This is a genomic window from Paenibacillus liaoningensis (genome assembly GCF_059609455.1).
This window is the reverse complement of sequence record NZ_JCAALU010000029.1, coordinates 1-22,970: the sequence shown is the minus strand read 5'-3', so window position 1 is coordinate 22,970 and position 22,970 is coordinate 1. Positions and strand designations below refer to the sequence as shown.

Below are 22,970 nucleotides of genomic sequence, written 5' to 3'. Positions count from 1 at the left end.
GAATTATCCCTCCTTTACTAGAATCGTTTGAAGCATTAAATGGTCGGCCAGAATGGGAACGTTAACCGCTGTCGAGGAGAGCACCTGGTCTGCGGCGTCCTTGACCTCAATTAAGGTGATTAAAGATACCGATGAAGACGGGACCAGATAATTAAGGGCAAGAGTGCTGCCGCTCACTTGCTTGACCTCAAAGTCCGTAATGACATGCGTCCCATTCAGGACCACTTTCGCGACTCTGCCATCGATATAGGCGGCCACATCGTGCAGAAATGCCGGCTCAATCATTTGATAATCACCTCCGGCCCTAGCGTAGCGAATGGTTTAGCCCCTAACTGCCAAGAACCGTCCAGCTTATAGTTCCACGTCACAAACTGCTGCTTGATGCTCTCCACAAGCTCGATCGTGTTTTCAAGGGATGTGTTTTGCTGGTAGACAATATTTGCTGGCTTGATCGTCTCGACGGTCCGCAATACCTCTTTAAATACAGCAGCCTCGTCAATGTTGGCCGTAACGACCAGAACAAAGGCAGCCGTATCGAGCGTCACAACCGTCATGCCTACACCAACGAGCATATCAAGCTGCTGCTGCAGGTAGCGGACCGTGAACGGCGGCTTGGTCTGGTAACGGTTTAGGATGCGGATTCGGCGGAACTCGAGCGTCTCTGTCGCAGCGTCCGCCTGAATGCCGAGCATCTGCTCGCGCCTCTTAATCGCCTGCAGCCCAGCTGCATCGACAAATTGATCATTTAGGAGTTGATCAGCAGCAGCCTGCAGCAAATCCAGCTCCACCGATTCTGTCGCATCCAGCTCCACAAAATCAATAATCTCCCGGTAATATTCCGGAAGCTGAACGAGTATCCGATCAGGCATGCAGCGTCACCATCCCCAACGTAGGCACTGTGTCAGCTCCAAGCGTGAGGTTCCCAGCTCCGCCATTAATCAATGTGCCAGCGACGTCTTCAACGCCTGGTACGGTCAGAATACGCGCTTCAATTTGCGCCGTTCGGACAGTGAGCTGCTGCTGATTGGTCCAGTCCTTGCGGAGCTCAAGCAGATAAGTAGAAATGGCCCCTTCAATATCCGCTTGAACTTGTCCCACCGTCATTCCTGGAGCTAGCGTAAGCGCCGTATCAATATTTATGACCAGGGCAGTCACGCCAACGATCGTTACAACATGTCCGATAGGAGCCATGCCGATGCCATGCCCGCTATTAACGGTCGGATCAATCAGCGTTTGAACCTCGGTGACCAGAGCGGGCGATGGCGGGCTCCAGTCAGAAGCGATGATGCTACATTTAACCGTGCCGCCTCCAGCCCATACCGGGTATACCTTGGTAGCTCCGACGCCAGGAATGGCATTGATCTTTTGTTTGTAATCAGCAATATTGCCGCCGAATGCAGGCTCATTGACCGAAGCATAAAACCGTTCGCGCAAAGCTGCGTCCGGTTCAGCCTCTTCCCCAGGAGCAATAACGTCCGAAAGAACGGCGCGTGCCAGGCCGTTGACGTAATCGATCGGCAACATATCGCCAAACTGTTCATTGCCTGCACTGCCCGTTGTCTCGCAAACGACTTTGAATGTGCCGATGCTGATCCGCTCCGATACAACAAACGTCAATTCACCAAGGCCATAACGGCTGCCCAGAGGAACGTCAATAAGCTCGTTAGTCTGGTTGTAAAATAGTCCTTTACGTTCAGCGGGCGTCGCCTCTGTACGAACGACGCCGAACTCTGCCGTTTTGCGGGAAAGATATTCACCGCTGGCCGTATCCGCAAATGAGAGCTGGTAGTTAAGATCCATCTCGATATACATTTGCGCCATCTCCGCAGCTGCAGGTGAGCACGCATCGTAAATGATGCTTCCTTCACGCTTGTCCACATCATCGGAAACGCGGGCAAGCATGCGCTGCAGAATAAACTCAAAAGTCATATGCTCATACACCGCGATTCAACTCCTCTCTAAAGCTCCCGAAATCTGTAACGACCGTGAATGAGACAGTCATTTCGTCGCCCTGAACAACGGCCTGCACGTCATCCACGCTCGTTATGCGATCATCCTGCAGCAGCGCTTCGCTAATCATTCGCGCTGCCTCGGATTGAACGTACAACGGGCTGCGCCCGGATAGGGTGTTAAGTTCGTGGCCGTAATTAAATGTGTATACGGCATGCCAAAAGCGGTCCGTCTGGAGAGCCTTACTCACTGCCTGCCGCACTGCTGCAAGGCCGTCCACCTTACCCTTAATTCTCCCCGTTGTAAAATCAATGCCCCATGTCAGTGAAGGCTGTTGCACTTCCCGCACTGTGACATTTGTAAGGCTACCACCCTGCGGGATCATGTGTCCGCCACCTTATCTAAAATGAGATACTGCTGTCCGCCCTGCAGGCGGAGCAGAACAAGAACAGCCCCATCCGTTATTTTGGATGAGGCTGTTTCCGTTATAATGAAAAATTCTTCTGTCAGAATAAATCGCTGATCAACCCGCACACTAAGCGGCGAAGGCGTAACGACCTCCCCGAACATGATCGTCACCGGGTTCCCCGCCGAAACAGCGTCAGTCGCAGCCTGCTTGATTAATTGGAGTAAATTCCCCATGCTCATACAACCATCAACTCCAGCGTCATTGTATGATCGCCGTTAAACCGATGGGAGCATGAATTAATAAGAAAAGGCTGATTGATGTCATATGCCTCAATGACGACCGGTAAATAGCAGCCAGCTCGAACGCCAAGCATGCCTAGCGCCGTTATCGTGAAAGACTTGGTTTCCCGATTTTTCAGAGTGGCCAACGTATCAAGGAGTTGCTTAATCTGAGCATCATTCATTTTCTCGTTAACTTTTTCGTGGTATTGCAATAAGCCCCACTTCGCAATATTCGCGCTATCCTGGGCGATGTAAACATCACGCTTGCCGGTCTCCTTGTTGTCTCGTACTAACTTAATCTTGTTATATGTGTCCTGATCGATTGAGCGCTTAAGGCTGTAATCATACATGAGGCTGCCGTCACCAATCATAAAATCTAGCATCATGTTGTCTGCCAAGCGCAGCGTGAGTGCTCCGAAATCGTCATAGAGTATATAATTTGCGCCGCTATTAATCAGCGTTAGCGCTAGCGCCTTGTCGATGATATCGAGCAGCTTCTCTCCGTCTGCTACCATGGACGGAATCTTGTATGCCGGCGCATCGATGGTGCCAAGCTTAAGGGTAACGTCCTTTGCGATCTTCTCGACCACTTCCGCAGCGGAAACACCAGTGAACACATAGGTGTCCGTGCTCATCAGGTAACGAATCTGATCGTATGCCGTAATTCTCACTTTTTCATCGCGGCCACCATCGACCGAAAAAACATAGCCGTAAAAAACATTTAGGCCATCATAGCGGAAGCGAACAATATCCCCGCATGAAACAGAAAAAGAGGCGCTCTCATAGAGCCCCCCTTTAATCAAAGTGAATTGCAGGCTGCCAGCCTTGCCGATACGGGTAGTCTGCCAGGTAATATCCGTGGCAATATTCCCGATATCCCAAAGTTGGCCAGCCTTGTTGTCTAAAATCAGCTCAATCATGGCAGCTTCAGCACCTTTCCGACCTGAAGCCGCTTGAGATCCGCGTCAGAGATATTATTAAGCTTCTGTATCTCCTTCCAGCGATTACCGTCTCCCAACTGCTTCTTTGCGATAATCCATAAGGTATCGCCACTGACAACGGTATATGTCTTAGGCTGCACCTTTTCGTTTGCCCGCTCTGGCTCCTTCTTAGTGACTGTGGTCTCCCCGCTAGTTGCATCCTGGTTAACCTCGACGGGAGTGGCCGCATAAAAAAAGTACCGCTTGAGTGTAATGCTATATTCTAAATCGCCACCGCTGCCGCCCGATTCCTGCCATGTGAAGGACTCAATGCTGCAGGCTGTGTTGATCTCATACCTATCAGTCACCAAAACAAAGCGGATCGGCCTCCGCGAGCGCCGCCACTTCTCCAGAAAATAGACGTATGGGTTAAACTTCAAGCCGCGGCGCGTCATTGGCGGAAGCACCGGTGCTGATGAAAACGGATAATTGCGGGCGGGGAACAGCCCGTCCCAGCTGTATGAGGTAAGTTTGGGGCTTTTTATAACTGATATCTCCCCAAGCTTCTCAATATCGTAAGTGGCGGTATTGCTCCCCTCACCCACCTCTATGCTGCTGGGGTTAATCGGCAATTGGAATTCATCCGCTTTGTTGTTCCAACTGAGCCAAAGTCCATATGCCATTATGCATATACCCCCTTCGCCGACGAGGCAACTTCATTCTCAAGTTGGCCAGCTAACCTTGTGATAAACCCACTCATATCGACGTCTTGGCTGAAATGATTATCTCCCGTTACTTGGATGGTCGGGGTGAGAGACACGAAATTCTGAATGTTCTTCATCTCAGCCAGCTCCCGCATTGTCTTGAGATCCTCGCTGGTGATATCGACGGAGTCCTCAATTTTACCGACCTTTCCGACCTTATCAATATTGTTGGGTCCATTGCCGTTCTCAAGTTGGCCCTTAATCTTGTCGTAAATCGCTTTAGCGTCTCCAACAAGGTTTTCTGCATCTCCAAAAGCGGCCATTACAGCATTGTAGCCCTCCATAAAGGCATCGTAGTATTCTCCACCACTGCGATATTCATCCAGCTTTGTTTGACGCAAAGCAGGGTTATCCTCTGCTATTTTAGCTGCAGCACCGTCGTACCTGTTTTTTAATGTTTTCAGAAAGTTCGAGACTCCGTTTGGCGAATCAGTATCCACTGTAATCGTTGAAAATCCTTTAAGACCCTCTAACCCCGGCAGTTCGGATAATTTGTTTGCCAAAGTTCCTACGAAGCCCAAAACCTTATTTATAGCACCTCCGACACTCTTAACAAATGAGCTTCCAAATTCCTCAGCTCCTTCTGCCCAAGTAATCATGAAACCCAATAAGTTACTACCCATATTAAAAAATAACAGTTTAATTGCAGCAATAGGATCAATCATAAAGTTATGAAGAAAATCCCCCAAGATGGTCCAATAGTTTTTGATATACGTAAATACGTTAGCGATGTACACCCCTAACATGTTAAACGATCCAGCGATGCTAGCTATAATTTCAGGAGTAGAGTAGCCAAGAGCGTTTAACACCTCTAAGACACCTATCAGTACAGCTATCAGTGCTAAGACCGGCCATGCGGCTATTGCCCAATCGATCAAGATAATAGCCCCGACGATTGCTGCAGCGACTCCTATGGCCAATAAAATATTTTGCAAAGTTTTAGCATGGTCAATGATAAATGGCAGAACAATTTTAGCGGCAGCTGCGAATCCAGCAAGCCCTAATTTGATTGTGTCAAAAAACGGCTGTAATTTCCCTGCCTTGAAAGCTTCTTCGATCATGTCGAACAACGGTTCCAAGGCTTTAAGAGCATCTTTACCGGTTTGTTTTAATTGGTACTTGAATCTTGATAAGATCCCTTGCCATTTAGCAGCTGGGGAATCAAGCATTTTCAAAAACGCCTCTTCCGACAGGTTCTGCTGATTGAGTAATTTGTCCATGCCCTTAATAAAGCCTTCCATATCTCCGGCTTTTCCCGCTGCTAAAGCATCGCTGTCCTTAATCATGGCACGGCTCATATTAAACCTATCAACAATCGAAGTGTAATCCCCGGAAAGCAACTCTTTCATCGAGAAGGCTGCCCCTTCTAAATTTTCAGTAGGATTTAGTTTAAGTAGCCGCATTGATATTTTATTCAACTCAGCCAATTGCTCCGGGTCCAGCGTATTACTCAAGAAAGACATTGAGCCAGATAGTGCCTGATCAACATCCTGCCGCAAATCAAGAGCCTGCTGAACAATTTTTTGGTATGTTGCTTCGCCTAATTCATCACTTTTCATACGAGCGCTGAACGTGTCTATAATGGATTGCTGCTCCATAGCCCCACCAATAGTTGCGCCAATCAACGCTTTACCGCCTTGGTAACCCAAGTATCCTCCAGCAAGAGCACCAAGCTGACCAGCCATACCACCAAGCCCGCCCCGTCCTCCGCTGCCGCCCCCACCACCCCCGCCACCGCCTCCAGGAGGTGGAATGTTACGAACGGCAGCAGTTAGCTCTCTGACCAAATGAATAAGTTCCTGAAGCAGAGTGGTAAGATTTGAGCTCAAGTTTACTGTTGCAATAATCGTCCCTATGCGGGACAAAATCTGCATCCTTAGTGCTGTTGCCTGTAATAAAGCACGGGTAGTATCAAGCCTAATTTGGACTGTTATAGGAGAATGCGAAGATAGCCCGCTCAACTGCGAATTTAATTGATTACGCAATTGGGCCAGATTGATCTGCATATGCGGCTCTAAGCGTACATTTGCGTTGATCCCGCCTATGCCACTTATCTGCATCCTCAATTGATTACGGACTGCAGCGGCATCTACATGGATCTGAGGAGTAATATTTATTGGTGTTAATGCTCCATCGATACGCCCTCGCAGCGCCGCTGCCTCTTGCACTGCTGCTGTACCATCCAAAGTGACCTGGACCGCGGAAGCAGTTAAACCATTGCGTATTTGACTCTGGATATTTGCTATCTTTTGCGTAACATCCGCGGCGTTAATAGCAACCTCAATAACCGTAGCGGATCCCGAAGCGGACAACGTCTGCCTAAGTTGCTGCATTTGTGCTGCTATTTCTGCCGAATTAACTGAGGAATTAATAACCAGTGCAGGACTATGAGACCGGATCTGCTGCTCAATTTGCGTCATTTGCTGAGAAATCCCCTGACTAGATAACGTCACATTGATTTCTACATCTGTTGCCGCAGAGGAAACGGCATTCGCGAGCTGCTGCACCTGCGAGACTGCCTGTGCAGCATTCACCTTAACCTTAAACTCTGCTGGTGCTTCGACAAGGCGCCTCAGCCTCTCCATTGCGACGATAGCGGTATTAACTTGATTAATTGTTTTTCGCAAAGGCGAGGAGAACTGATCCATCATTTTTAGGTAAGTTGATATTGTAGGCATTTTCAACCTCCTTTCCAGAGAAATAAAAAAGCAGCCCCAAATCAGGGCTGCTAAATCACGGCTTTTTCAAGGCTACTTCAAACTGGTATGTTTTATCTCCGAGATAGATTAACTTTTCTCTTTTGGTGTATTCCGCTTGTTCCTCAGCATCCATTCCCGGGCTCTGACCTACAGTCAGTTTAACTGTGTTGTCGTAAATTACAACATTGCCCAAAGTTCCCCCACCATCCTTGAATGCTTCTAAGGAGTACAGTTCCTTAACAATTTCGTCGGCAGACTCAGCAGTCACTTTTCCTTTTAATTGCTGAACGGAATAATGCCTACTGCTCGGTGTATATTTGATAATCTTAAAAGCATATTTGCTCTTATAATTATCATCAACGACCATGCCTTTTTGTATACCTGATTCCGCATAAATTTGTTCCGCTGTTTTAGGGGCTTTAGCAGCAACCTTATCGTCAGCATCCTTCGGTCCAAGTATCGATACTATGATGATAGCAAATAGCCCAAAAATTGCGGTGAGAATCAAAATAACTATTTGCATCGATTTCCTTCTCGCAACTCTTCTGTTGTCCATTATTGCTCCCGCCCTTCACTTTTTAGGAATATAGTACCAAAAATAGAATAGGGCGGTCTAGCTTAATTTGTAAAATCCTATCATTTTTTGCTTTTGATCTTCGCACGCTGTTTACTCTCAGCTTCCACTCTCACCTTAATAAAAGCTATTAATGATGCTTTCTTAAGCAGCGGAAGCTCGGTGAAATCCCAAGGCATTATGTTCATTTCATGGAGGGCGTAGTAAGCAAGGGTTGCTTCCGGATCGCCCTCTTCAATTAGTTTTTTACCTCTTCGACCAATTCGTTAAGATCGCGGTCAAAGCCGTTGAGTTCTTGAACTTTTCCTACAAGACTGGCGAATTCTCCAGGGAGGAGCATTTTTTTTAGAAGGACGTCAGCTCCCATAATATTATAAGATTGCTGCAATTCCGCATTGTGCAAATCGGGATAAATTACGCTTGCTACGACAAGCTTTGCAAGATATGCTTCGCTGTCTGTTTCATTGGTTTTTACTCCGTTTTTGCCTTTGACTTGTTTGGTAGCCGCCTTCCGCAACCTCTCATTATCTTCCTCGGTCATCGTCTTGAGTTTCCAAGGGATAGACTTGCCGTCCTTGTCCTTCATACGATCAGATACAACGAAGTCAACAGTAATATCCGAAACAACGTTTTGTTTAAAAAATGCGCTCAAACTCATAGTATAATCCTCCGTTTATAAGGCGTTTAGACGCCTGTGATTGTGTTAAATTGGTCAAGCATATCGACATCGGAAAAAGTGAATGGAATATCTTCTTCCAGCATGTCGTCGCTGGTTGCATCAAATTTAGCAATAACGATGCTGTCCATGTTGCAATCCTTAAGCAAGATGCTTTGTTTACCCGCACTGGAGCTCGGGTCCTCATTTTCGATGACTAGATCAAACCAGTTATCTTTACCTGTTTTGACGTAATCGATCATCATTTGGCGAAACGTGCTTGTAACATAGTAGATGGTCATTGTTCCGCTTCCAGTCCATCCTGCAGCACGCTTCCCCGTGTTTGTCTTCCCTAGAATCGGGACGTCGATCTTGTTTTTTTCGATGTTTGCCTCAAGCGATTTTGCATAAAACAATTCTTCCATCCGACCCGCAATTTTAGCATAGGCTACCGCCTGTTTGCCGCTAATTGCATCCATTTCCCGAAATAGCATATTATCTCACCTCGACGTTCATATAGATTTTCTCGATGCTATCTACCGGCTGGATGTATAGATCAATGACAACAGCATCAGCATCATTACCAGCTGCCACAATTAAATCGGTCTGGCTATCAAAGTTTTGAATAGCATTGATACCGGTTAGCGTGTTCAGGTAAGTGATAAATTCCCCTTTAAGGAGATTACGGCCAGATGCATTATTATCGATCTTTCCAACGTAAAAAGATTCGAAAATACGCTTCATATCATTTGCAATGCTGTCCATCACCCGAACAACTCTGTTCTTGCGGAATGCCTTCCCTTTTTTCGGGGTCAGCGATTTAAAAGTGTTAATATCCTGCTCAACGACAGCTTGACCATTAGCAGGCGAAATAACCAACTCTCCATTGTTAAGAGCCGCAATCGTCTCCGTATTGGTGAGCCGCGGGAAGGCGTCAACCGCGTTAGGGATGGCTTGATAGGTTAACGACTCATTAACCTCTGCGGCTGCGGACATAGCAGCAACCTCCCACAAAAGCATTTCTGGCGGTACCTGCAGGCCATCCGACGTAATGACTCCGTTTTTCAGGCTTGATACGCCTTCATTGTCAGCGGCAGGATATGATACGAGCACGGCCGTAACCTTCTTACCTTCATCCTCCCTCTGGCGGCGGACATAAGCTACGGCAAGCTGCTTGCTTGTTGTATCCGTTAGCGGCACTCCTAGCACGTTATAATCCTTGCCCTCGAAAGCAGTAAGCGCCGCCGAAAAGTCCGCGCCGCTTGTCGTACCGTCCGTGCCGCCAATCAACGGCGCGCCTGCAGAAGCTGTGAGCGGACCGGTACCCGACCAATCGATAAAAGCATTGGGCTGCAGATCGGCGACTACTTCAACTGTCTGAACATCCAACTCCTCTCCGTCCAGCAGCGTTTTGACGTCAAACGCGGAAACGTTATCGATATTGGCCTGTACGACAAGCGACAAGTCATTCCCGCGTGTGCCGCCCCATTTTGCTGTTGCGGTGAGCCCGCCAACCGTCACCTTGGCTTTGAGCGCCCCCGTGCCTCCAAGCCTGTACAACAGCACTCTGGAAGCGTGGGTCATGGCGGCAGTGATGTGCCTAATGCGCGCATCCTCTGCGCGAAAGCCGATAAGCTCCAGCGCCTTGTCGGCGTACTCCGCAACCTCAAGCGTAATTACGTTTGCAGGGTCGCCCCACGGGAGCGGCGCTGGGAACGCAGCGACTCCCCGCTCTCCTAACGTACCGAGCGCCTGAGCCTGTGATTTAAAATTGATATATACGCCTGGGCGCACCTTGTTTTGTGTGGTCCATGTACCTCCAGCCAATTAACTCACGTCCTTTCTCAAGTATGACTCAATAGCCGCTGTCGCTTCCGCATCCGTGTAAGAGCGATTATCCTCCAGTACGGCAGCCAGAATGTCCCGCTGCTGCGGTGTGAACCGCACCGAGGACAAATACTGTTCTTTGGTGTACGCAGGCGCAGCGGGAGCTTCTAGAACTTCCTGCACGCTGTCCTTTGGAATTCCTTTTGTACTCATCGCAGTTCCTCCTTCAAATTCATTTTTTCCATTGTCGGCGTTTCCGCCGGCGCTTCCCAAACTAGTAGGTGGAAGCTGACAGAGAACAGCAGGACATCGTCTACAACCTGTATATCCATGTCTTGTCCAGCCACCAGCCGACCACCTACCGTTATCCATTTTAGTGCAGCCGTTAATTGCTCCGCCATGTCATAAGCTTCATGATTGGCTCGCTCCGGACCGAAATAATGCACTACAAATGGATGCTCGCGGCGGTACCGCCTGCCAAGTTCCCGCGTATGGTCCACGTCAAGCAGGCGCACAAAAAAGCGAGGTGGATTAAGCTCTTGCTTGATCTCCTCGCCTGATATCGGTATGCTCGGAAAGCTGGCGTCAAGGGCTCGTATGACGCCGTGCCGCACATCATTTATGGTTACTTGCCGCATGGTCAATCCCCCAGGTATCGAGCCAGAAAGCGCTCAAGCTTTCGTTCCAATATCGGTGGCAGCTCGCGCTTTAATTCGAGGTGGGAATTGGTCATAAAAAACTGCCCCTCTACCCATCCCTTATGATTTGCCGTTCTGTGACCATATTCAACGTAGGCTGAATAATAGGTGGGGTTGAATACCTCGACCTCGTACACACCGCCAGCTCCAGCGCTGTTTTGCTGCATTGTCCACGCCCGGCGTAAAGCGCCGCCCGTTTTGGATCCGTGACTGCTTTGGAATCTAACTTGCACTGTCCTGGCTTTGGCCGTGAAACTGACGCGTTTACCGCCGCTGGTGACGAAACTAACCTGCCGCTCCGGGATGTTAGCTGTGAAGCTTACCCACCCCCCGCTATCGTAGCTACCTACGGGCGTCCTCCTGACCACTTTAGCTAAAAAGCGGTTGCCTGCTTCGTTTGCGAGATCCTGCATGAATGCAGGCATGGCCCGTTCCATAGCAACCAGGTTGTCGCGAAACTTTTGAAATTCCGAAAAATCAAATGTCCCCATGCCGGCCACGCAACCACCACCTTGCCTGCCACTTGTCCAGCAGCCGCTCATACCAGCGGGATCTGCGCCCGTCTGGCTCGACATACCCTTCAACATCGACTGCTACGATATGGCCATGATTCAGCGCATGCAGTGCGGCGGACGTAGGAACTTGCCACGTCCACACTTTGCAGCGTCCAGGTTGCCGAAACCAATCCAAGAACGCTTGCACACCGTCCGCATCATCAACCGACATCGGCTGATAAAAGGTACTGCCATCCGTCGTATGGATGCTAATGACGATCTCTTCCTGCACCGGGAGCGGCATGCCCTGTAAATCCTGCATCAAGCCCACTCCTTTGCTTCCAGCATGATTTCTTGATGCGATGAGTAAGGCGGGAACGGCTTGCCGGCACTGAACGTCTCTACCCGCCCGGTCGACAACCGCGTGACGGCGATAACGTCACCCTGCAACACTTCCAACTCAGGAGCAAGAAAGAGCTTCGCATCATATTTGACGTTATTCTCGGCCACCGTCTGCCCGTTGCGCGGAAGCCCGGTCTGCGACAGCTTACAACGTTGCTCCTCGTAAACGGGCTGCAGCGTCTGCTCGGTTTCCTTGGTTACCGGGTCTTTCACATCTACGTGTCGGCTGATCGTGCAGCTGTCCTCATACATCTTTTCAATCGCCCGGCGGTGCTTCCGGTAGTTAATAGCCGCCATGCTACCACCTCATCTTGCGGTATCGATTGAGGTCATGCTTGTAATTAAGCACAACCTCTTCGATGATCGCTTTACCCGTGTTGGTCACACCGCCCGCTGCACTGCCGGCAGATACAGAGGTGTCCCCGACCTTGACGTTAGCAGCTTCGCCAACTGTATCCTCTACCTCTTCGACGTTTGGCAGATCGACGCGGACGGCATCGATCGTCATGGAGGCCCATGTAAAGAGCAAGCCCCGCGGCAGACTCTCAATGCCGCAATAATGCAATATTCGATGCTCGATCTCCGCAATATACGTTTCGATGAGAGGTTGCAACGCATCGTCCTGGAGCAGCATGCGCGCCTTGATGATGGGCCATACGTCAATGACCGTTATCATAGGCTACTCTGGGAAACGGACAACGTCCGCATCCTGCAGCCTCGGCAGATCGCTTACATTAATCTCTGTTCGCTGATCCTTACGGTAACGTTGGCCGTTCTCGCGAACGTTCTTCGTCCAAATAATTTCTACAGTTTCAGGCAATTCATTTTCTTTGTCTTTTGCAGCAGCCATGTGGGATGCTCCTTTCTGTTTTCAAATTAAAGAAGAGAGGCCGTGGCCCCTCTTAAGCTACTTTAGCAATGAAAATAGTGTCCATTGTCTCGAAAGACGGAAGCACGATTTCAGATACGATTGTATTAACATTGACTGGGTGCGGTTCAACGATGGTTGTAATCGCTACACCAGTATTCACGATTTGCACCTCTGCAGCAGTGGAACCCGACATTAAATCTGCTTCTTCTGGCGTTGTGCCATACCAAGTCGTACCCAAGTTACCCTCTGGGAACAATGTGAAGTAATCGTCAGGATAGAATAGATGTGTGCTGCCATCCAACAGCGCATATTTTTTGTTATAAACAACAATCGTGAGCCCGAATTTATCCAACAAATATTGTCGCATCATTGCATCGGTAACGATAACATTTTGCCATCCTACAGGATTCATGTCTTTCAGGAATCCTTGGTTACGCATGATGTAGCCCCACGTCTTGCGCGTGCAAAGCCCGCGTTTAGGCCGAACGCCGGTGTCTTCTTCGATTGTATCCTGATAACCCGTAATATGGCCGGCAATATTGGCAGTAGGAGAACTCCATTGCTCCGAAACGTCCGTAATGGTCTCTTTGTGGTCAGGATTAAAGCGGTAGTCATAACGTTGATCTTGACGCGTTGCCGCGGATGTAATTCTAATCTCTCCGCTAGAAAGAAGCTGCATGATTTGGCGTTCCGGAATAACATCCGCACCACTAACCAACGTTGCAACATCATTATAGATTTGGCTCACCAGCGGCATGATGTAAGCATCGTTAGAATTCTCCTGAAGCTTGAGCAATTCTTGGCGATCCTTTTCACCCAACCGCATTGCTTCACGGAAGAACGGCATTTCTGTTTCAACCTTGTCAAATCCAATGCGGTCCCGCAGAGTAGCTTTTGCATCAAATGCAGATGGCTGTAGTGATACAGGCAATCCCCGCGCTCCCTTAATCCAAGCAAGGTCCAATCCTAGTTTTTTCTTAGCTGGGAACAACGTCGCCCCCAGATAAGGAACAGCATTACTCGGGTTATTTGCCATAAAGGTAGCGATAGCCCTAGCACTGAAATAATCAAAAATAGTTTTCATTTGAATTATGCCCCTCCCCGCCTATTAGGCGATGAATGTAATTTGTTTAAGTGCTGCAATCTCTTCCGCTGTTGGTTGAGTAAGCAGTTTGGTTTTGTCGATATAGCCGTGAAGAATCATTGCGCCTGGCGCGGGTCCATACGTCACATCAACGTCATAATGCAGAACTCCTTCTGCATTACTGACCCCTGTTGTAGTCACAGCTTTTTTCGCAAGCTTTGTCGGATCGGCCAGCATGCCGTTACCAATGATCGTCCCAGCAGGAACAATCTTCTTACCATCCACCGCAGTTATGCCGGTGTCATCCACCGTTACCGGAATATCAACGTAATGATCCGGAGTTTTGAGAATTTCTTTTGTGTTCCCATAGGTTTGTGAAGTGAACTTCATTTCCTAATCGCCTCCATTATCCAAAATAAAGTTTTTGCCCTTCTGCAGCCGCAGCATTCGTTTTTGCAAACTCAGCTACACGTTTGCCTAATTCTGCAGCTTCGTCCTTGCCGCCACCCGATCCACCAGCTCCGCCGCCTTCATTCGGCTTAGCGCCTTTGAATTGAAAGCTTCCATTACCGCCCTTGTCTTCCGGAACAAACAAGAATCCTTTGTCCTTTTGAAGCGTTGTGATTTGGTCGTCCAGACCGCCCTTCACGTTGCCAGCTTCGTCAAGCTCGATTTTACTGCTGTCGAGCTGACCGGCTACAATATCCAGATCATGCACCTTACCAGCAAGCGCCAACTTAATAGCGGTGCTGACACGTAATTGCTTTGCGTCAGCCTCATACTGCTCTTTGTTCGTTTTGTTCTCGGCCTGCAGCGTCTCGATTTTCTTCGTAAGCTCCGCGGTGTCGCCGCTGCTCTTCTTCAAATCCTCCAGCTGCTTGTCGCGGTCACCCAAGTCCTTCTCCGCTTGCTTCTTCGCATCGTTCACTTCCTTAAAACGGTGCTCAGGTACCCAAGCCTTATAATTCGTTTCCACGCCGCTAGTAATCGCCGTGATCTGCGCATCCGTTAGCCCCTGCGCTTTAAGCAAATCCTTCAACCAATCCATGTATATCAATCCTTCCACTTGGTATCCCGGGTGTGTCCGGTAAACGTCCAGTTTATAGCGTCATATGACAGGACAATAAAAAAAACCGCTACTCGGCGGTTTCCACGACTTCATATTCACTTTCCAAAGCTTCCTTGGTCATGAGGTCGAGTTCACCAGCGGCGTTCTTTACAATGAATTCTCCCTTTTGGGCAATCAATACACTATAAGCACCCCTGACCACTCGAAGCTGCACACCATCAGAGGGATATTCCACCTGTATAAGCAAGCCGGTGAAGTCCTTAATGGCCTGCGGGTTATCAGGCTCATTTGTAAATTCGATTGCATCGACATATAAGCTTTTCCTATAGCGGCGCTGTAACATCCCACACACCTCCCAGCAAAATAAAAAGACACCCTCGCCGCAGCATGAGTGTCTTAATCAGATTATAGGTAATTCATTCAGTTCTTCCCGATCAGCCTTCTGCATTTGCTGCAGCAACTTCTCGAAATCCGGCTTCACTTCTTCGGGAGCATCCGGCTTTAGAATGGCCGTGTTATTCCCGAACTCAATCCATGGCGCCAGTTTCGGCGGAATAAGCGGCATCATAATAAGCCGGCCTCCTTCAATTTTCTTCGTAGTATGTTTATAGCCTCCACCGACAAGCGGCGGGGCCGTTCGGTCCCTATAACCTCTGCAAATGCTTCGGCTAGAAACTCCTTGCTGTTCTTATTGGCGTATCCACTCAGTTCATTCATGATGTTCTTCGGCAGGTTTGCGATGCCAAGGTTGCTCAACGCTTCCAGCATAATAGCCTGTGAAAGAACGCCTTTTTGAACACGGGACCATATCACCTGTGCATCATCAACCGACAATGCAACTCCAGTCCACGCCCCCATAACCTTCATGGCATGTGAGTATTCGAGCAGGTGCCCGAACTCATGAACAAATAGCGACTCCCGTGTCGAGCCGACAGGCCAATGCTTAACCTCAACCGATGCCTTGATTATATCATCAATCTCGGAAGACTTATAGTAGCGTGAGGACACCTGCAGGCTAGCGGCAACCTTGCCGTCGGTGTAAGCGAGGCTGGCTTGTGCGACAAAGTCCTCTGTATCTACAGCCTTGATCTGCTTTGCGAATCCCTTAATAGCAGGGAATTCAGTCATTGCTGTATGCATGGCCCTATTGACAGAATTGACGCTCTCCAAGTCCAAACCGCTATAGTCAGCCGTATCAAATCCGTAATCCTTAACGGCTGCCTGTTCAGCCGCTCGCACTGTCTTAGCCGGCACGAATGTTTGAAGTGCCTGCTGCGGCTCTGCTGGAATGACTACAGGCGGTTCTTGCGGCTGCGTATCGCCAGTGTTAGGCGGCTCCGTTGCATCCTTCGGCGCATGCTGCGCTGCCCAATCCTTATAACTCATGTTGCCGGGCACCGAATAAGTTTCCCCATCCGTTTTCCCGCGGGCTGCGCGCTCACCATCCTCGCCGTCTTCATAGTAGGGAATGGTTGTTGAACGGCAGCGCACATGCAGCGGGGGATAGTTGCGCCCAGCATGCGCCTCTGAAACAGGTAATATCTCGCTGTCCATGCCGCGGCACTCTTGCGAGGTACGGCTATCGAGCGTTGCAATGAACTGGTAGCGCTCAACGCCTGTCTGCCGATAACCATCCAAACGGGATTGTCCAGAAAAATAAGCAGCTTCCGTCCGAATCAACGTCTCAGCTGCTCGCTTGCTGACGCCCATCCGTTGCGCAAAATCGTTAATAAGCTTGTCTGAGGGCTCACCGCGGATTAAATCCTGCGTCATGATCGTCTGCAGCTCCGCAACAAGCTTATCCCTGTCCTTCCAGATACGGGCCGAGAAGTTGCTGCCATCTGGCGCCCACGGCTTCGACAATACTTTATCAATCTGCCGCGAGTCCAAACCTGCAAATGGTACGCCTTTGCCTACACCACGCTGCACCTCATAGATGCCTTTGTAATAGCCATCCTTGTAAATACCGCCCAATGCCCCCGCAGAACCCTTCTGCCGCTTCCCAGCCAATACCTCGACTTCTTGTTGCAGCTTTGTCTGCAACTCCTCTAGCCGGGTAATGTGAGCCTTCGCGCTGGCATTCTCTAGCTGCTTAAGCCAACGCTGATCAACAGCGTTTTCCCGCCCAGCCTTGATATACTCATCAACCGACCAACGAAATTCTTTCAGCTCGTTATTGGTGAGCAACTTCCTCGCCTCTGCCATGCTGACACCGTTGTTTTTAGCAAGCCGACCATACCAGGCTTCCGTTTCCTTTTTGATTCGAGCCGTTGCCTTGTCATATTCGGCATTCTGCGTCTTGATGTAGTCCTCGCCCTTGTCAAGCATCGATTCGTTCAGCTGATCCATACGATGAGACCAGTAATCAGCCGACCTCATGCTTCACCGTCTGTCTTAATCGGCGTTGCAGCAGGCAGACCACCTGCAGCTGCTACATCAGCATTCTCTTGCATTTTAGCCCTCTCTGCTTCCTTCCGCTTCATTTCTGCTTGAGGGTCCGTTACGTATGGATGCTGCGCAACGAGAGTCTCGTCTGACAGGATGCTCACGCTATCCTTAATGCCGGTGATAATGGCAGCCTCGTCAACGGGCATATCGCGGTTAAAGATACATTCAACCTTCTCGTCGCTGAAATCGATGCCTGTTGTGTTGTAATGATGCTTGACGATAAACCACAGCACTTGCTCCAGCGATGCCTGAAACTCCGTCTCAAGCATACTAGCATCCAAATCTAAATCCGAGTAGAGGAAGCGCAAGGCAACGCCTGATGGCGCACTTCCAAAATCAGCTGCTTGTGTATCAACGCCGCGACCAAACTCATAGATATCCTTGCGGCCCTGCTCCATATGAGTCTTATAAGCTTCTGTATCGATTTGCAGTTGAATAGTCCGCACATCACCCTCACTGCTTACAAATGCCACTCGGTACAAGCTGATGTTTTTCCGGAATTCGCCCGCATTGGTGCCGCCGTAGTTCTCTACCACGTAAATACTGTTCGGAAGATCCTCAAGATTGTTGCTGTTGTCAGACTTATTCCGGTCGTAATCGTCAACCAACGACTTTATGATCTCAACAAGCGGCTGCTCCTCTTCGTTATACTTCCAACAAATGAAGGGAACGCGATCCCAATTGTACCCCTTATCCTCTTCGCCTTCTGCACTTACAACGAAATGCGTCCCTACAGCTCCCGCTTCAACGTCCGGAACAAGTCCAGAACCACCTGTCGTATAGCGGCGTACACCATTGGTATCCCACCACTCTATCTTTTTGACAGTTTTACGTTGCAGGCCTTCGTAGACCTCAACCTCATATACCCGGATGACCGCATCCAGAACACTATGAGCTTCATCACGCCATAACGGGATGATTTCCAAGCTATTCATGAGTTTAAACGAGAATGTCCCTTCCTCATCATAATAGGGATGCCACCAGGCAACGCCATTATTGATAGCTCGCTTTCCAGTATTCTGCAGGCGGCGCAGCATCGACTTATCGAAAACATCGCTCAATAACTGCTGGTAATCGTCCTTCTCTGTTTGAATGGTCATTGGTTTACCGAGAAGATACCCTACCTTTTGATCAACCAATTTGCGCACAAAGGCGTTATTCAGCTTATTATCAGCTAGATTATTCACGGGCTCCTTAGCACCGCTGGAGCCGATGGCCGTTCGCTGCCGTTTAAGTATTGCTGTCTTGTTACGGTAATAATCCTCGCCAATACCCATCCATTTAAGCTTTTCGGACTTATTCCAGTCTCCTATTTCAAGCTGGATGATCTGATCTATCGTAGCCGCCGTTCGCGCTCCGCGAATAATAATGTTTTCAATCTTCTTCTGTTCCCCATTGTCCCATAATGACAAGTGGTTCCCTCCTTTCTACTCAGTAAATTGAACACCTGGACGCTTCATGTCATCCTCACAGGCATAGCGTGTTGCATCAATGCTGTGATTGTTTTTGTCGTCCAACTCCGGCAGCGGATCTCCATCTTTATCAACCTTGTAATCGATATCTTCATACTCTTTGGCTGTATGCGGGCAGCGCTGGGGATCAATTACTATTTCCTCCAAGTCATCAAGCCACTTTTCCCCGTACTCAACGGAGCCCGGGCCCTTCTTGGCGCCCTTAATGCGTAACCCATGCGTTTTCATTTCATCAACGGACTTCGGCTCGGCACTGTCCGCACTGATTAAACACGCATGGTACCCTTTATCTTTAATTAACTCGGCAGCTTTACGATTCGAAATCTTTACCCCGTAAATCTCATCGAATATATAAAGCTTTCGACGTGTCTTATCGTAATGCATGCGCAGGAAACAGAACGGGTCTGTTCCGTAGCCCCAGTCAATGCCCTGCCGGATGTTGTCGAAATGATATATCTCTTCCTCCGTTATCTCCCTGAACTTCAAGTTATCGAAAGGAACCACCCCGCTGCCGATCGCCTTACCTCCGTACTCCCAATCGTACTTAAGCGGGTTTTTCCTTTTGACTTCCTCAGCTTCTTCCTTAAACGCCTTGGAAATGAAGGGATTGTCCAAATAAGTTGAATGATGAACGTAGGTGTTAGGATTCAAAGCAATCTTAGTATCGTATTTCTTGTTAACCCATGCCTGCTTTCGCTTCGGCGGGTTATAAGTGTAATAGAATGCATAAAAAAGACCGTCCTGCAGCTCAGCGCGCAAAACGGAATTCTCAATTTTTGTTACATCGTCTTCAAGCTTGAATTCGGCCAATTCCTCAATCCATAAGATAGCGATCGGGAATTTGCTGATTTTAATAGATTTGACCTTGTTCGGGTCATCGGCACCCCTGAAAATGATCTTATTGCCCCATGGCTTGTAGATAAGCTGGAGCGGGCTAAGCTTCACCTTCCACTTATCATTAACACCAAGCAATTCGATTGCCTCTTTAAGCTGCTCAAATACCGATTCACTCAATGTGTTGGCAACGCGCCGCATAACTAGCGCAGTCACCTTGTAACGCATCATATCCTTTATGATCTTTATAGCTACATGGGATGACTTACCTGAGCCCCTGCCGCCATACAGGACGTGACGCAAGAAGCGGTGGGAGTTTGACGCCTGCCAGAAGTCTACGAAAGCCGGAACAACAAGATCCGAAAGCCTAACCGGCTCCATATGGACCACTTCCGATATCGTCTATGATCTGTACAGGAGCGGCGCCAGCCCCGTCGGTTACCTGCTTCACTTCTGCTTTTAATAACTCCAAACGCAGATTACGCGCTTCGTCTTCTTCCTCGGAGCGCAGCATTTCCTCATACTGGCGAATGGAACTGCGCAATTCGGCCATTGCTCTTGATTGAGCAGAAAGGAAGGCAGCCTGCTTGTCCCAGGCAAATTGAATCTCCCATTCTTCCTTTTCGCTCGAATATGCATCTGTCTCGACCGTCTCCGTTTTCTTAACTTCCTTCGTGATGTCGTCTTTGTCTTTGACATGCATAATCTGCTGCGCCCTTATAATAGCAGCTCGCTGTATAAGGATATTCTCCCATAACATATCAAGAGGACTCTGCGTTTCAAGGTGCTCCATAATCTCCAGTGTGTCTGCAGGGAAGTATTTTCGGAAGAATCCATGCGTTACGGCCTTGTCGTTCTTTGGCGGCCCGCCTGGTCCTCCGCTGTTCCCGACTGCATTCTTATTACCCTTGGGCGCACCCACTTTTTTTGTGTGCACACTTTTTTCAATGGGTGCACCCTTTTCGCGCTCCCAATCATACCGTTGCTTCCAACTTTTTATGGTATTGAGGGATACCCCGTATTTCTCGGCCAACTCCTTATATTTCATGCCGGACATGTAATCCTGCTCGGCAAGCTCTCGCGTTTCGGCCACTACATCATCACCACCCCCGTCATTGTGTTGGTTTTGTGAAAACAACAAAAAACCGCTCATGTGAGCGGCTCAAATTGGGATATTCATAATTTGTGATACCAATTGAATTACGAAGCCTACTAAGATCAGCGCAATTCCTTTACTCGTGGAAGATTTCCTCTTGTTATACTCCACATCTTCCGGTGTTTCCCCTTTATAATGTCGGGTCTCAATGTTAGATGTATGTCCCGTGCTATCTAGCGGAGTACCCTTATATAGTAACCATGTACCACGAAGAGACACAAGCAACCCAATTGTACCTATCCCCCATTTAAACCAATCCATCGCAACCCCTCCTGAGCACAAGCTTACAGCGATTAGCTTCATCCCGCAATTATAGAAACAATTCGCGGTTACCAATCATCAAAATCAGCAACTCCGATTATGTCCTCAATACGGTACCAATCATCCTCAACGCAAAACTCCCCACGTTGGGTCGATATGAAGCTTACCACGCCTTCCACAAGTGTTTCCTCATATGGATCGAACATTTGGATGCTTATCGGGAAGCGATGCTTATACGAGGCATTTAGCGCCACCTGAATGCGGTCCTTTTCTTGTTCGTCCAGCTCCGGCCGTTCTTTTTGGGAAGCTTTAATTCGGTATGCTCTGTAAGCTGCGGCATGCTCAGGAATGATAAAGCGACTGGCCTCCCACATCTTATTGCCGCCTGGCGTTATTTTGGTTTCTTTCACGTTATCACCTCAGAGAGATAATAACACGAACAATTGTTCTTATCAACACACATCAGCGCCGCCGAACAATCAGCACCATTGATGTAAGTCCGACGATTATTGACGCTCGTCGGATGCGCTCCCGAGCCGTATCTTAGCCGCTGGGATCGCGGCGCCGGAGGGGGCGGTAAAGCTGCGGTTAGTCAGGCCAGCAGCTCCAGAAACGGCGTTCAAAATTTATTTTGTCGAATATTGTCGAATTAAGTCGAATCGTGTTATAATTTTCCTATTCCATTGAAAGGAGGACATCAAAATGACAAAGGTACAAAAAGTTTATGGAAAAGGTCATTACAACGGCATCTGGAAAGGAGCCACAGCAGCTACCATAATCATACTTACAGTTTTTGCTATTTTCAAAAAGTAGACGTAACGAGCCGTCCTAGCCAAGGACGGCTCGTAGCTTAGGAACCAAGGATTGATGATACCATGTTTTATAGAGGGTTGTCCCCTCGTCAGTATGCCAGATCCGTAAAGGGGTAAACGGTTATCTGACATACTGAACAAGGGACAAGTCAACCTTGTTATGGGGCATCAAACCCCACCTCACACCACACGCTCGACACTAATGTCTAAGGTCATATGACCCACCGCGTAGCCGAGTCCTGCAAATAATAAGGGATACAGCAGGAGTCACCCGAGCCAGAAGCTCTATTGTGATCTAACTGTATCCCTTATTTACTGGACATTGACTTGCGTCATACTGGTGTTTTACTTGCGTTTTACTGGAAATATTTCAGCGTATTGGCTACGCAATCAATGCCGCGCCTTAATCTACCGTTTACTGTCGTCTCATCCAGCGGCCTATAGTAGATTAACACCAGTTTGTTACGCTTGCCCTCTATATACCGCATGTGTATCGTTTCGCGCACCTCATCCTCCAATATCATGCGGACGGCTCTCTCAGCGTTATCAGTATCCTTTATAGCTTTATTGTATTCTTCTAGCTTTTTATCATCAAGTGTTTCCACTCCCATGCGCTCATACTCTGCTATCAGTCGTTTATTGAACTTGTAATCTGATAGCAGCCTCTTTGCCTTCCGAACCTCTTGATTTGTTGCTAGCGGCGGCCACTCCGCCTGTCCATCGACTACCGTCAGCATATCTATCAGCTCCTTTTTAGCTCTTTATCAAGTGCAAATACCAAATACACTTTAGGTATGCCTAATATCCTTGCCAGCCTTGTGCGCGGTATATGGCGATGATTGTCAGCATATAGCTGCTGATCTGGCGTAAGTTTTATCTTGGGCGCCATCTCTAGTAACTGATCAGGCTCGTGCACCTTGAATCCTGTGGCATACTTCTTATTTTTGATGACTTTATACGGCTTTTCGGTCAAATACAGATAAAATCCGTTTGGCGCCTTCTCACGTCGTATTAGGCCATCGTCAACCATCTTTTTGACAGCTCTATTGACTGTTGGACCTTGCAATTCGGTAGCTACCAAAATCTTATTGCGAGTGCATCCAGGATTATCTCGGATATACTCCGCCACAATGGCCTGCAGCGTTGTTATCTTTATTGACTTTGGCCTGCTCATGTCACATCCCCCTTACCCCCGTATAGGGCTAACAAACTAGCAGCAACCTTGCGACATGATGCATGCCCGCTTCCACCAGTAGTGCCGTCCCATTCGTCACGTGCCGATCCGTCTGC

At 48.6% G+C, this 22,970-nt stretch carries 32 protein-coding genes; all 32 read right to left on the bottom strand.

Features of this window, described 5'->3' with window-relative positions; translation table 11 throughout:
* Positions 1-3 precede the first annotated feature (3 nt).
* On the bottom strand, positions 4-285 hold the full coding sequence (locus tag AC6B99_RS31435; RefSeq protein ID WP_496665010.1) for a ketopantoate hydroxymethyltransferase: 282 nt from the start codon (positions 283-285) through the stop codon (positions 4-6).
* Positions 282-869: a putative phage tail protein gene (locus AC6B99_RS31430; RefSeq protein ID WP_496665009.1), complete on the bottom strand. Its 588-nt coding sequence runs from the start codon at positions 867-869 to the stop codon at positions 282-284. The genes AC6B99_RS31435 and AC6B99_RS31430 overlap by 4 nt, the downstream gene beginning before the upstream one ends.
* On the bottom strand, positions 862-1,941 hold the full coding sequence (locus AC6B99_RS31425) for a baseplate J/gp47 family protein (protein ID WP_496665008.1): 1,080 nt from the start codon (positions 1,939-1,941) through the stop codon (positions 862-864). The genes AC6B99_RS31430 and AC6B99_RS31425 overlap by 8 nt, the downstream gene beginning before the upstream one ends.
* On the bottom strand, positions 1,934-2,335 hold the full coding sequence (locus AC6B99_RS31420; protein WP_496665007.1) for a DUF2634 domain-containing protein: 402 nt from the start codon (positions 2,333-2,335) through the stop codon (positions 1,934-1,936). The genes AC6B99_RS31425 and AC6B99_RS31420 overlap by 8 nt, the downstream gene beginning before the upstream one ends.
* Positions 2,332-2,598: a DUF2577 domain-containing protein gene (locus AC6B99_RS31415; protein ID WP_496665006.1), complete on the bottom strand. Its 267-nt coding sequence runs from the start codon at positions 2,596-2,598 to the stop codon at positions 2,332-2,334. Before AC6B99_RS31415 ends, AC6B99_RS31420 begins: the two co-directional genes overlap by 4 nt.
* On the bottom strand, positions 2,595-3,560 hold the full coding sequence (locus AC6B99_RS31410; protein WP_496665005.1) for an XkdQ/YqbQ family protein: 966 nt from the start codon (positions 3,558-3,560) through the stop codon (positions 2,595-2,597). The genes AC6B99_RS31415 and AC6B99_RS31410 overlap by 4 nt, the downstream gene beginning before the upstream one ends.
* Positions 3,557-4,243 carry a LysM peptidoglycan-binding domain-containing protein gene (locus AC6B99_RS31405; protein ID WP_496665004.1) on the bottom strand — a complete coding sequence of 229 codons (687 nt, stop codon included), beginning with the start codon at positions 4,241-4,243 and terminating at the stop codon, positions 3,557-3,559. Before AC6B99_RS31405 ends, AC6B99_RS31410 begins: the two co-directional genes overlap by 4 nt.
* Positions 4,243-7,008 carry a hypothetical protein gene (locus AC6B99_RS31400; protein WP_496665003.1) on the bottom strand — a complete coding sequence of 922 codons (2,766 nt, stop codon included), beginning with the start codon at positions 7,006-7,008 and terminating at the stop codon, positions 4,243-4,245. The genes AC6B99_RS31405 and AC6B99_RS31400 overlap by 1 nt, the downstream gene beginning before the upstream one ends.
* Positions 7,009-7,057: 49 nt before the next feature.
* Positions 7,058-7,579, bottom strand: a complete 522-nt coding sequence (locus tag AC6B99_RS31395; RefSeq protein WP_496665002.1) for a hypothetical protein — start codon at positions 7,577-7,579, stop codon at positions 7,058-7,060.
* Between the two features lie 256 nt (positions 7,580-7,835).
* Complete coding sequence (locus AC6B99_RS31390; protein ID WP_496665001.1) at positions 7,836-8,255, bottom strand: phage tail assembly chaperone; 420 nt, start codon at positions 8,253-8,255, stop codon at positions 7,836-7,838.
* A 26-nt stretch (positions 8,256-8,281) separates the two neighbouring features.
* Positions 8,282-8,746: a phage tail tube protein gene (locus tag AC6B99_RS31385; RefSeq protein ID WP_496665000.1), complete on the bottom strand. Its 465-nt coding sequence runs from the start codon at positions 8,744-8,746 to the stop codon at positions 8,282-8,284.
* Position 8,747: 1 nt separating this feature from the next.
* Positions 8,748-10,079, bottom strand: a complete 1,332-nt coding sequence (locus tag AC6B99_RS31380; RefSeq protein WP_496664999.1) for a phage tail sheath C-terminal domain-containing protein — start codon at positions 10,077-10,079, stop codon at positions 8,748-8,750.
* Positions 10,080-10,292 (bottom strand): hypothetical protein, encoded by a 213-nt coding sequence (locus AC6B99_RS31375; protein ID WP_496664998.1) that lies wholly within the window; start codon positions 10,290-10,292, stop codon positions 10,080-10,082.
* Entirely contained in the window at positions 10,289-10,717 is a 429-nt protein-coding gene (locus AC6B99_RS31370) for a phage tail terminator family protein (RefSeq protein WP_496664997.1), read from the bottom strand. Before AC6B99_RS31370 ends, AC6B99_RS31375 begins: the two co-directional genes overlap by 4 nt.
* Positions 10,718-10,719: 2 nt before the next feature.
* Complete coding sequence (locus AC6B99_RS31365) at positions 10,720-11,268, bottom strand: HK97 gp10 family phage protein (RefSeq protein WP_496665047.1); 549 nt, start codon at positions 11,266-11,268, stop codon at positions 10,720-10,722.
* Entirely contained in the window at positions 11,255-11,593 is a 339-nt protein-coding gene (locus AC6B99_RS31360; RefSeq protein WP_496664996.1) for a hypothetical protein, read from the bottom strand. The genes AC6B99_RS31365 and AC6B99_RS31360 overlap by 14 nt, the downstream gene beginning before the upstream one ends.
* Complete coding sequence (locus AC6B99_RS31355; RefSeq protein ID WP_496664995.1) at positions 11,593-11,970, bottom strand: DUF6093 family protein; 378 nt, start codon at positions 11,968-11,970, stop codon at positions 11,593-11,595. The genes AC6B99_RS31360 and AC6B99_RS31355 overlap by 1 nt, the downstream gene beginning before the upstream one ends.
* A 1-nt stretch (position 11,971) precedes the next feature.
* Complete coding sequence (locus AC6B99_RS31350; RefSeq protein ID WP_496664994.1) at positions 11,972-12,349, bottom strand: DNA-packaging protein; 378 nt, start codon at positions 12,347-12,349, stop codon at positions 11,972-11,974.
* Between the two features lie 3 nt (positions 12,350-12,352).
* Positions 12,353-12,523 carry a hypothetical protein gene (locus AC6B99_RS31345; RefSeq protein WP_496664993.1) on the bottom strand — a complete coding sequence of 57 codons (171 nt, stop codon included), beginning with the start codon at positions 12,521-12,523 and terminating at the stop codon, positions 12,353-12,355.
* A 52-nt stretch (positions 12,524-12,575) separates the two neighbouring features.
* Entirely contained in the window at positions 12,576-13,628 is a 1,053-nt protein-coding gene (locus tag AC6B99_RS31340) for a major capsid protein (protein ID WP_496664992.1), read from the bottom strand.
* A 24-nt stretch (positions 13,629-13,652) separates the two neighbouring features.
* Entirely contained in the window at positions 13,653-14,018 is a 366-nt protein-coding gene (locus AC6B99_RS31335) for a hypothetical protein (protein WP_496664991.1), read from the bottom strand.
* Between the two features lie 16 nt (positions 14,019-14,034).
* Complete coding sequence (locus tag AC6B99_RS31330) at positions 14,035-14,676, bottom strand: phage scaffolding protein (RefSeq protein WP_496664990.1); 642 nt, start codon at positions 14,674-14,676, stop codon at positions 14,035-14,037.
* 88 nt (positions 14,677-14,764) lie between these two features.
* Positions 14,765-15,040 carry a hypothetical protein gene (locus tag AC6B99_RS31325; protein ID WP_496664989.1) on the bottom strand — a complete coding sequence of 92 codons (276 nt, stop codon included), beginning with the start codon at positions 15,038-15,040 and terminating at the stop codon, positions 14,765-14,767.
* A 57-nt stretch (positions 15,041-15,097) separates the two neighbouring features.
* Positions 15,098-15,265, bottom strand: a complete 168-nt coding sequence (locus AC6B99_RS31320; RefSeq protein WP_496664988.1) for a hypothetical protein — start codon at positions 15,263-15,265, stop codon at positions 15,098-15,100.
* Complete coding sequence (locus AC6B99_RS31315) at positions 15,262-17,076, bottom strand: minor capsid protein (RefSeq protein WP_496664987.1); 1,815 nt, start codon at positions 17,074-17,076, stop codon at positions 15,262-15,264. The genes AC6B99_RS31320 and AC6B99_RS31315 overlap by 4 nt, the downstream gene beginning before the upstream one ends.
* Positions 17,073-18,557 carry a phage portal protein gene (locus AC6B99_RS31310; RefSeq protein WP_496664986.1) on the bottom strand — a complete coding sequence of 495 codons (1,485 nt, stop codon included), beginning with the start codon at positions 18,555-18,557 and terminating at the stop codon, positions 17,073-17,075. Before AC6B99_RS31310 ends, AC6B99_RS31315 begins: the two co-directional genes overlap by 4 nt.
* A 15-nt stretch (positions 18,558-18,572) precedes the next feature.
* Positions 18,573-19,832: a PBSX family phage terminase large subunit gene (locus AC6B99_RS31305; RefSeq protein ID WP_496664985.1), complete on the bottom strand. Its 1,260-nt coding sequence runs from the start codon at positions 19,830-19,832 to the stop codon at positions 18,573-18,575.
* Positions 19,819-20,544 (bottom strand): phage terminase small subunit, encoded by a 726-nt coding sequence (terS, locus tag AC6B99_RS31300; RefSeq protein WP_496665046.1) that lies wholly within the window; start codon positions 20,542-20,544, stop codon positions 19,819-19,821. The genes AC6B99_RS31305 and terS overlap by 14 nt, the downstream gene beginning before the upstream one ends.
* Positions 20,545-20,613: 69 nt before the next feature.
* Positions 20,614-20,868, bottom strand: a complete 255-nt coding sequence (locus tag AC6B99_RS31295; RefSeq protein ID WP_496664984.1) for a hypothetical protein — start codon at positions 20,866-20,868, stop codon at positions 20,614-20,616.
* Positions 20,869-20,936: 68 nt separating this feature from the next.
* Positions 20,937-21,278, bottom strand: coding sequence for a YolD-like family protein (locus AC6B99_RS31290; RefSeq protein WP_496664983.1), 342 nt, complete (start codon positions 21,276-21,278; stop codon positions 20,937-20,939).
* 758 nt (positions 21,279-22,036) lie between these two features.
* Positions 22,037-22,417: a hypothetical protein gene (locus AC6B99_RS31285; protein WP_496664982.1), complete on the bottom strand. Its 381-nt coding sequence runs from the start codon at positions 22,415-22,417 to the stop codon at positions 22,037-22,039.
* Positions 22,418-22,422: 5 nt separating this feature from the next.
* Positions 22,423-22,854, bottom strand: coding sequence for a MarR family transcriptional regulator (locus AC6B99_RS31280; protein WP_496664981.1), 432 nt, complete (start codon positions 22,852-22,854; stop codon positions 22,423-22,425).
* Positions 22,855-22,970 lie beyond the last annotated feature (116 nt).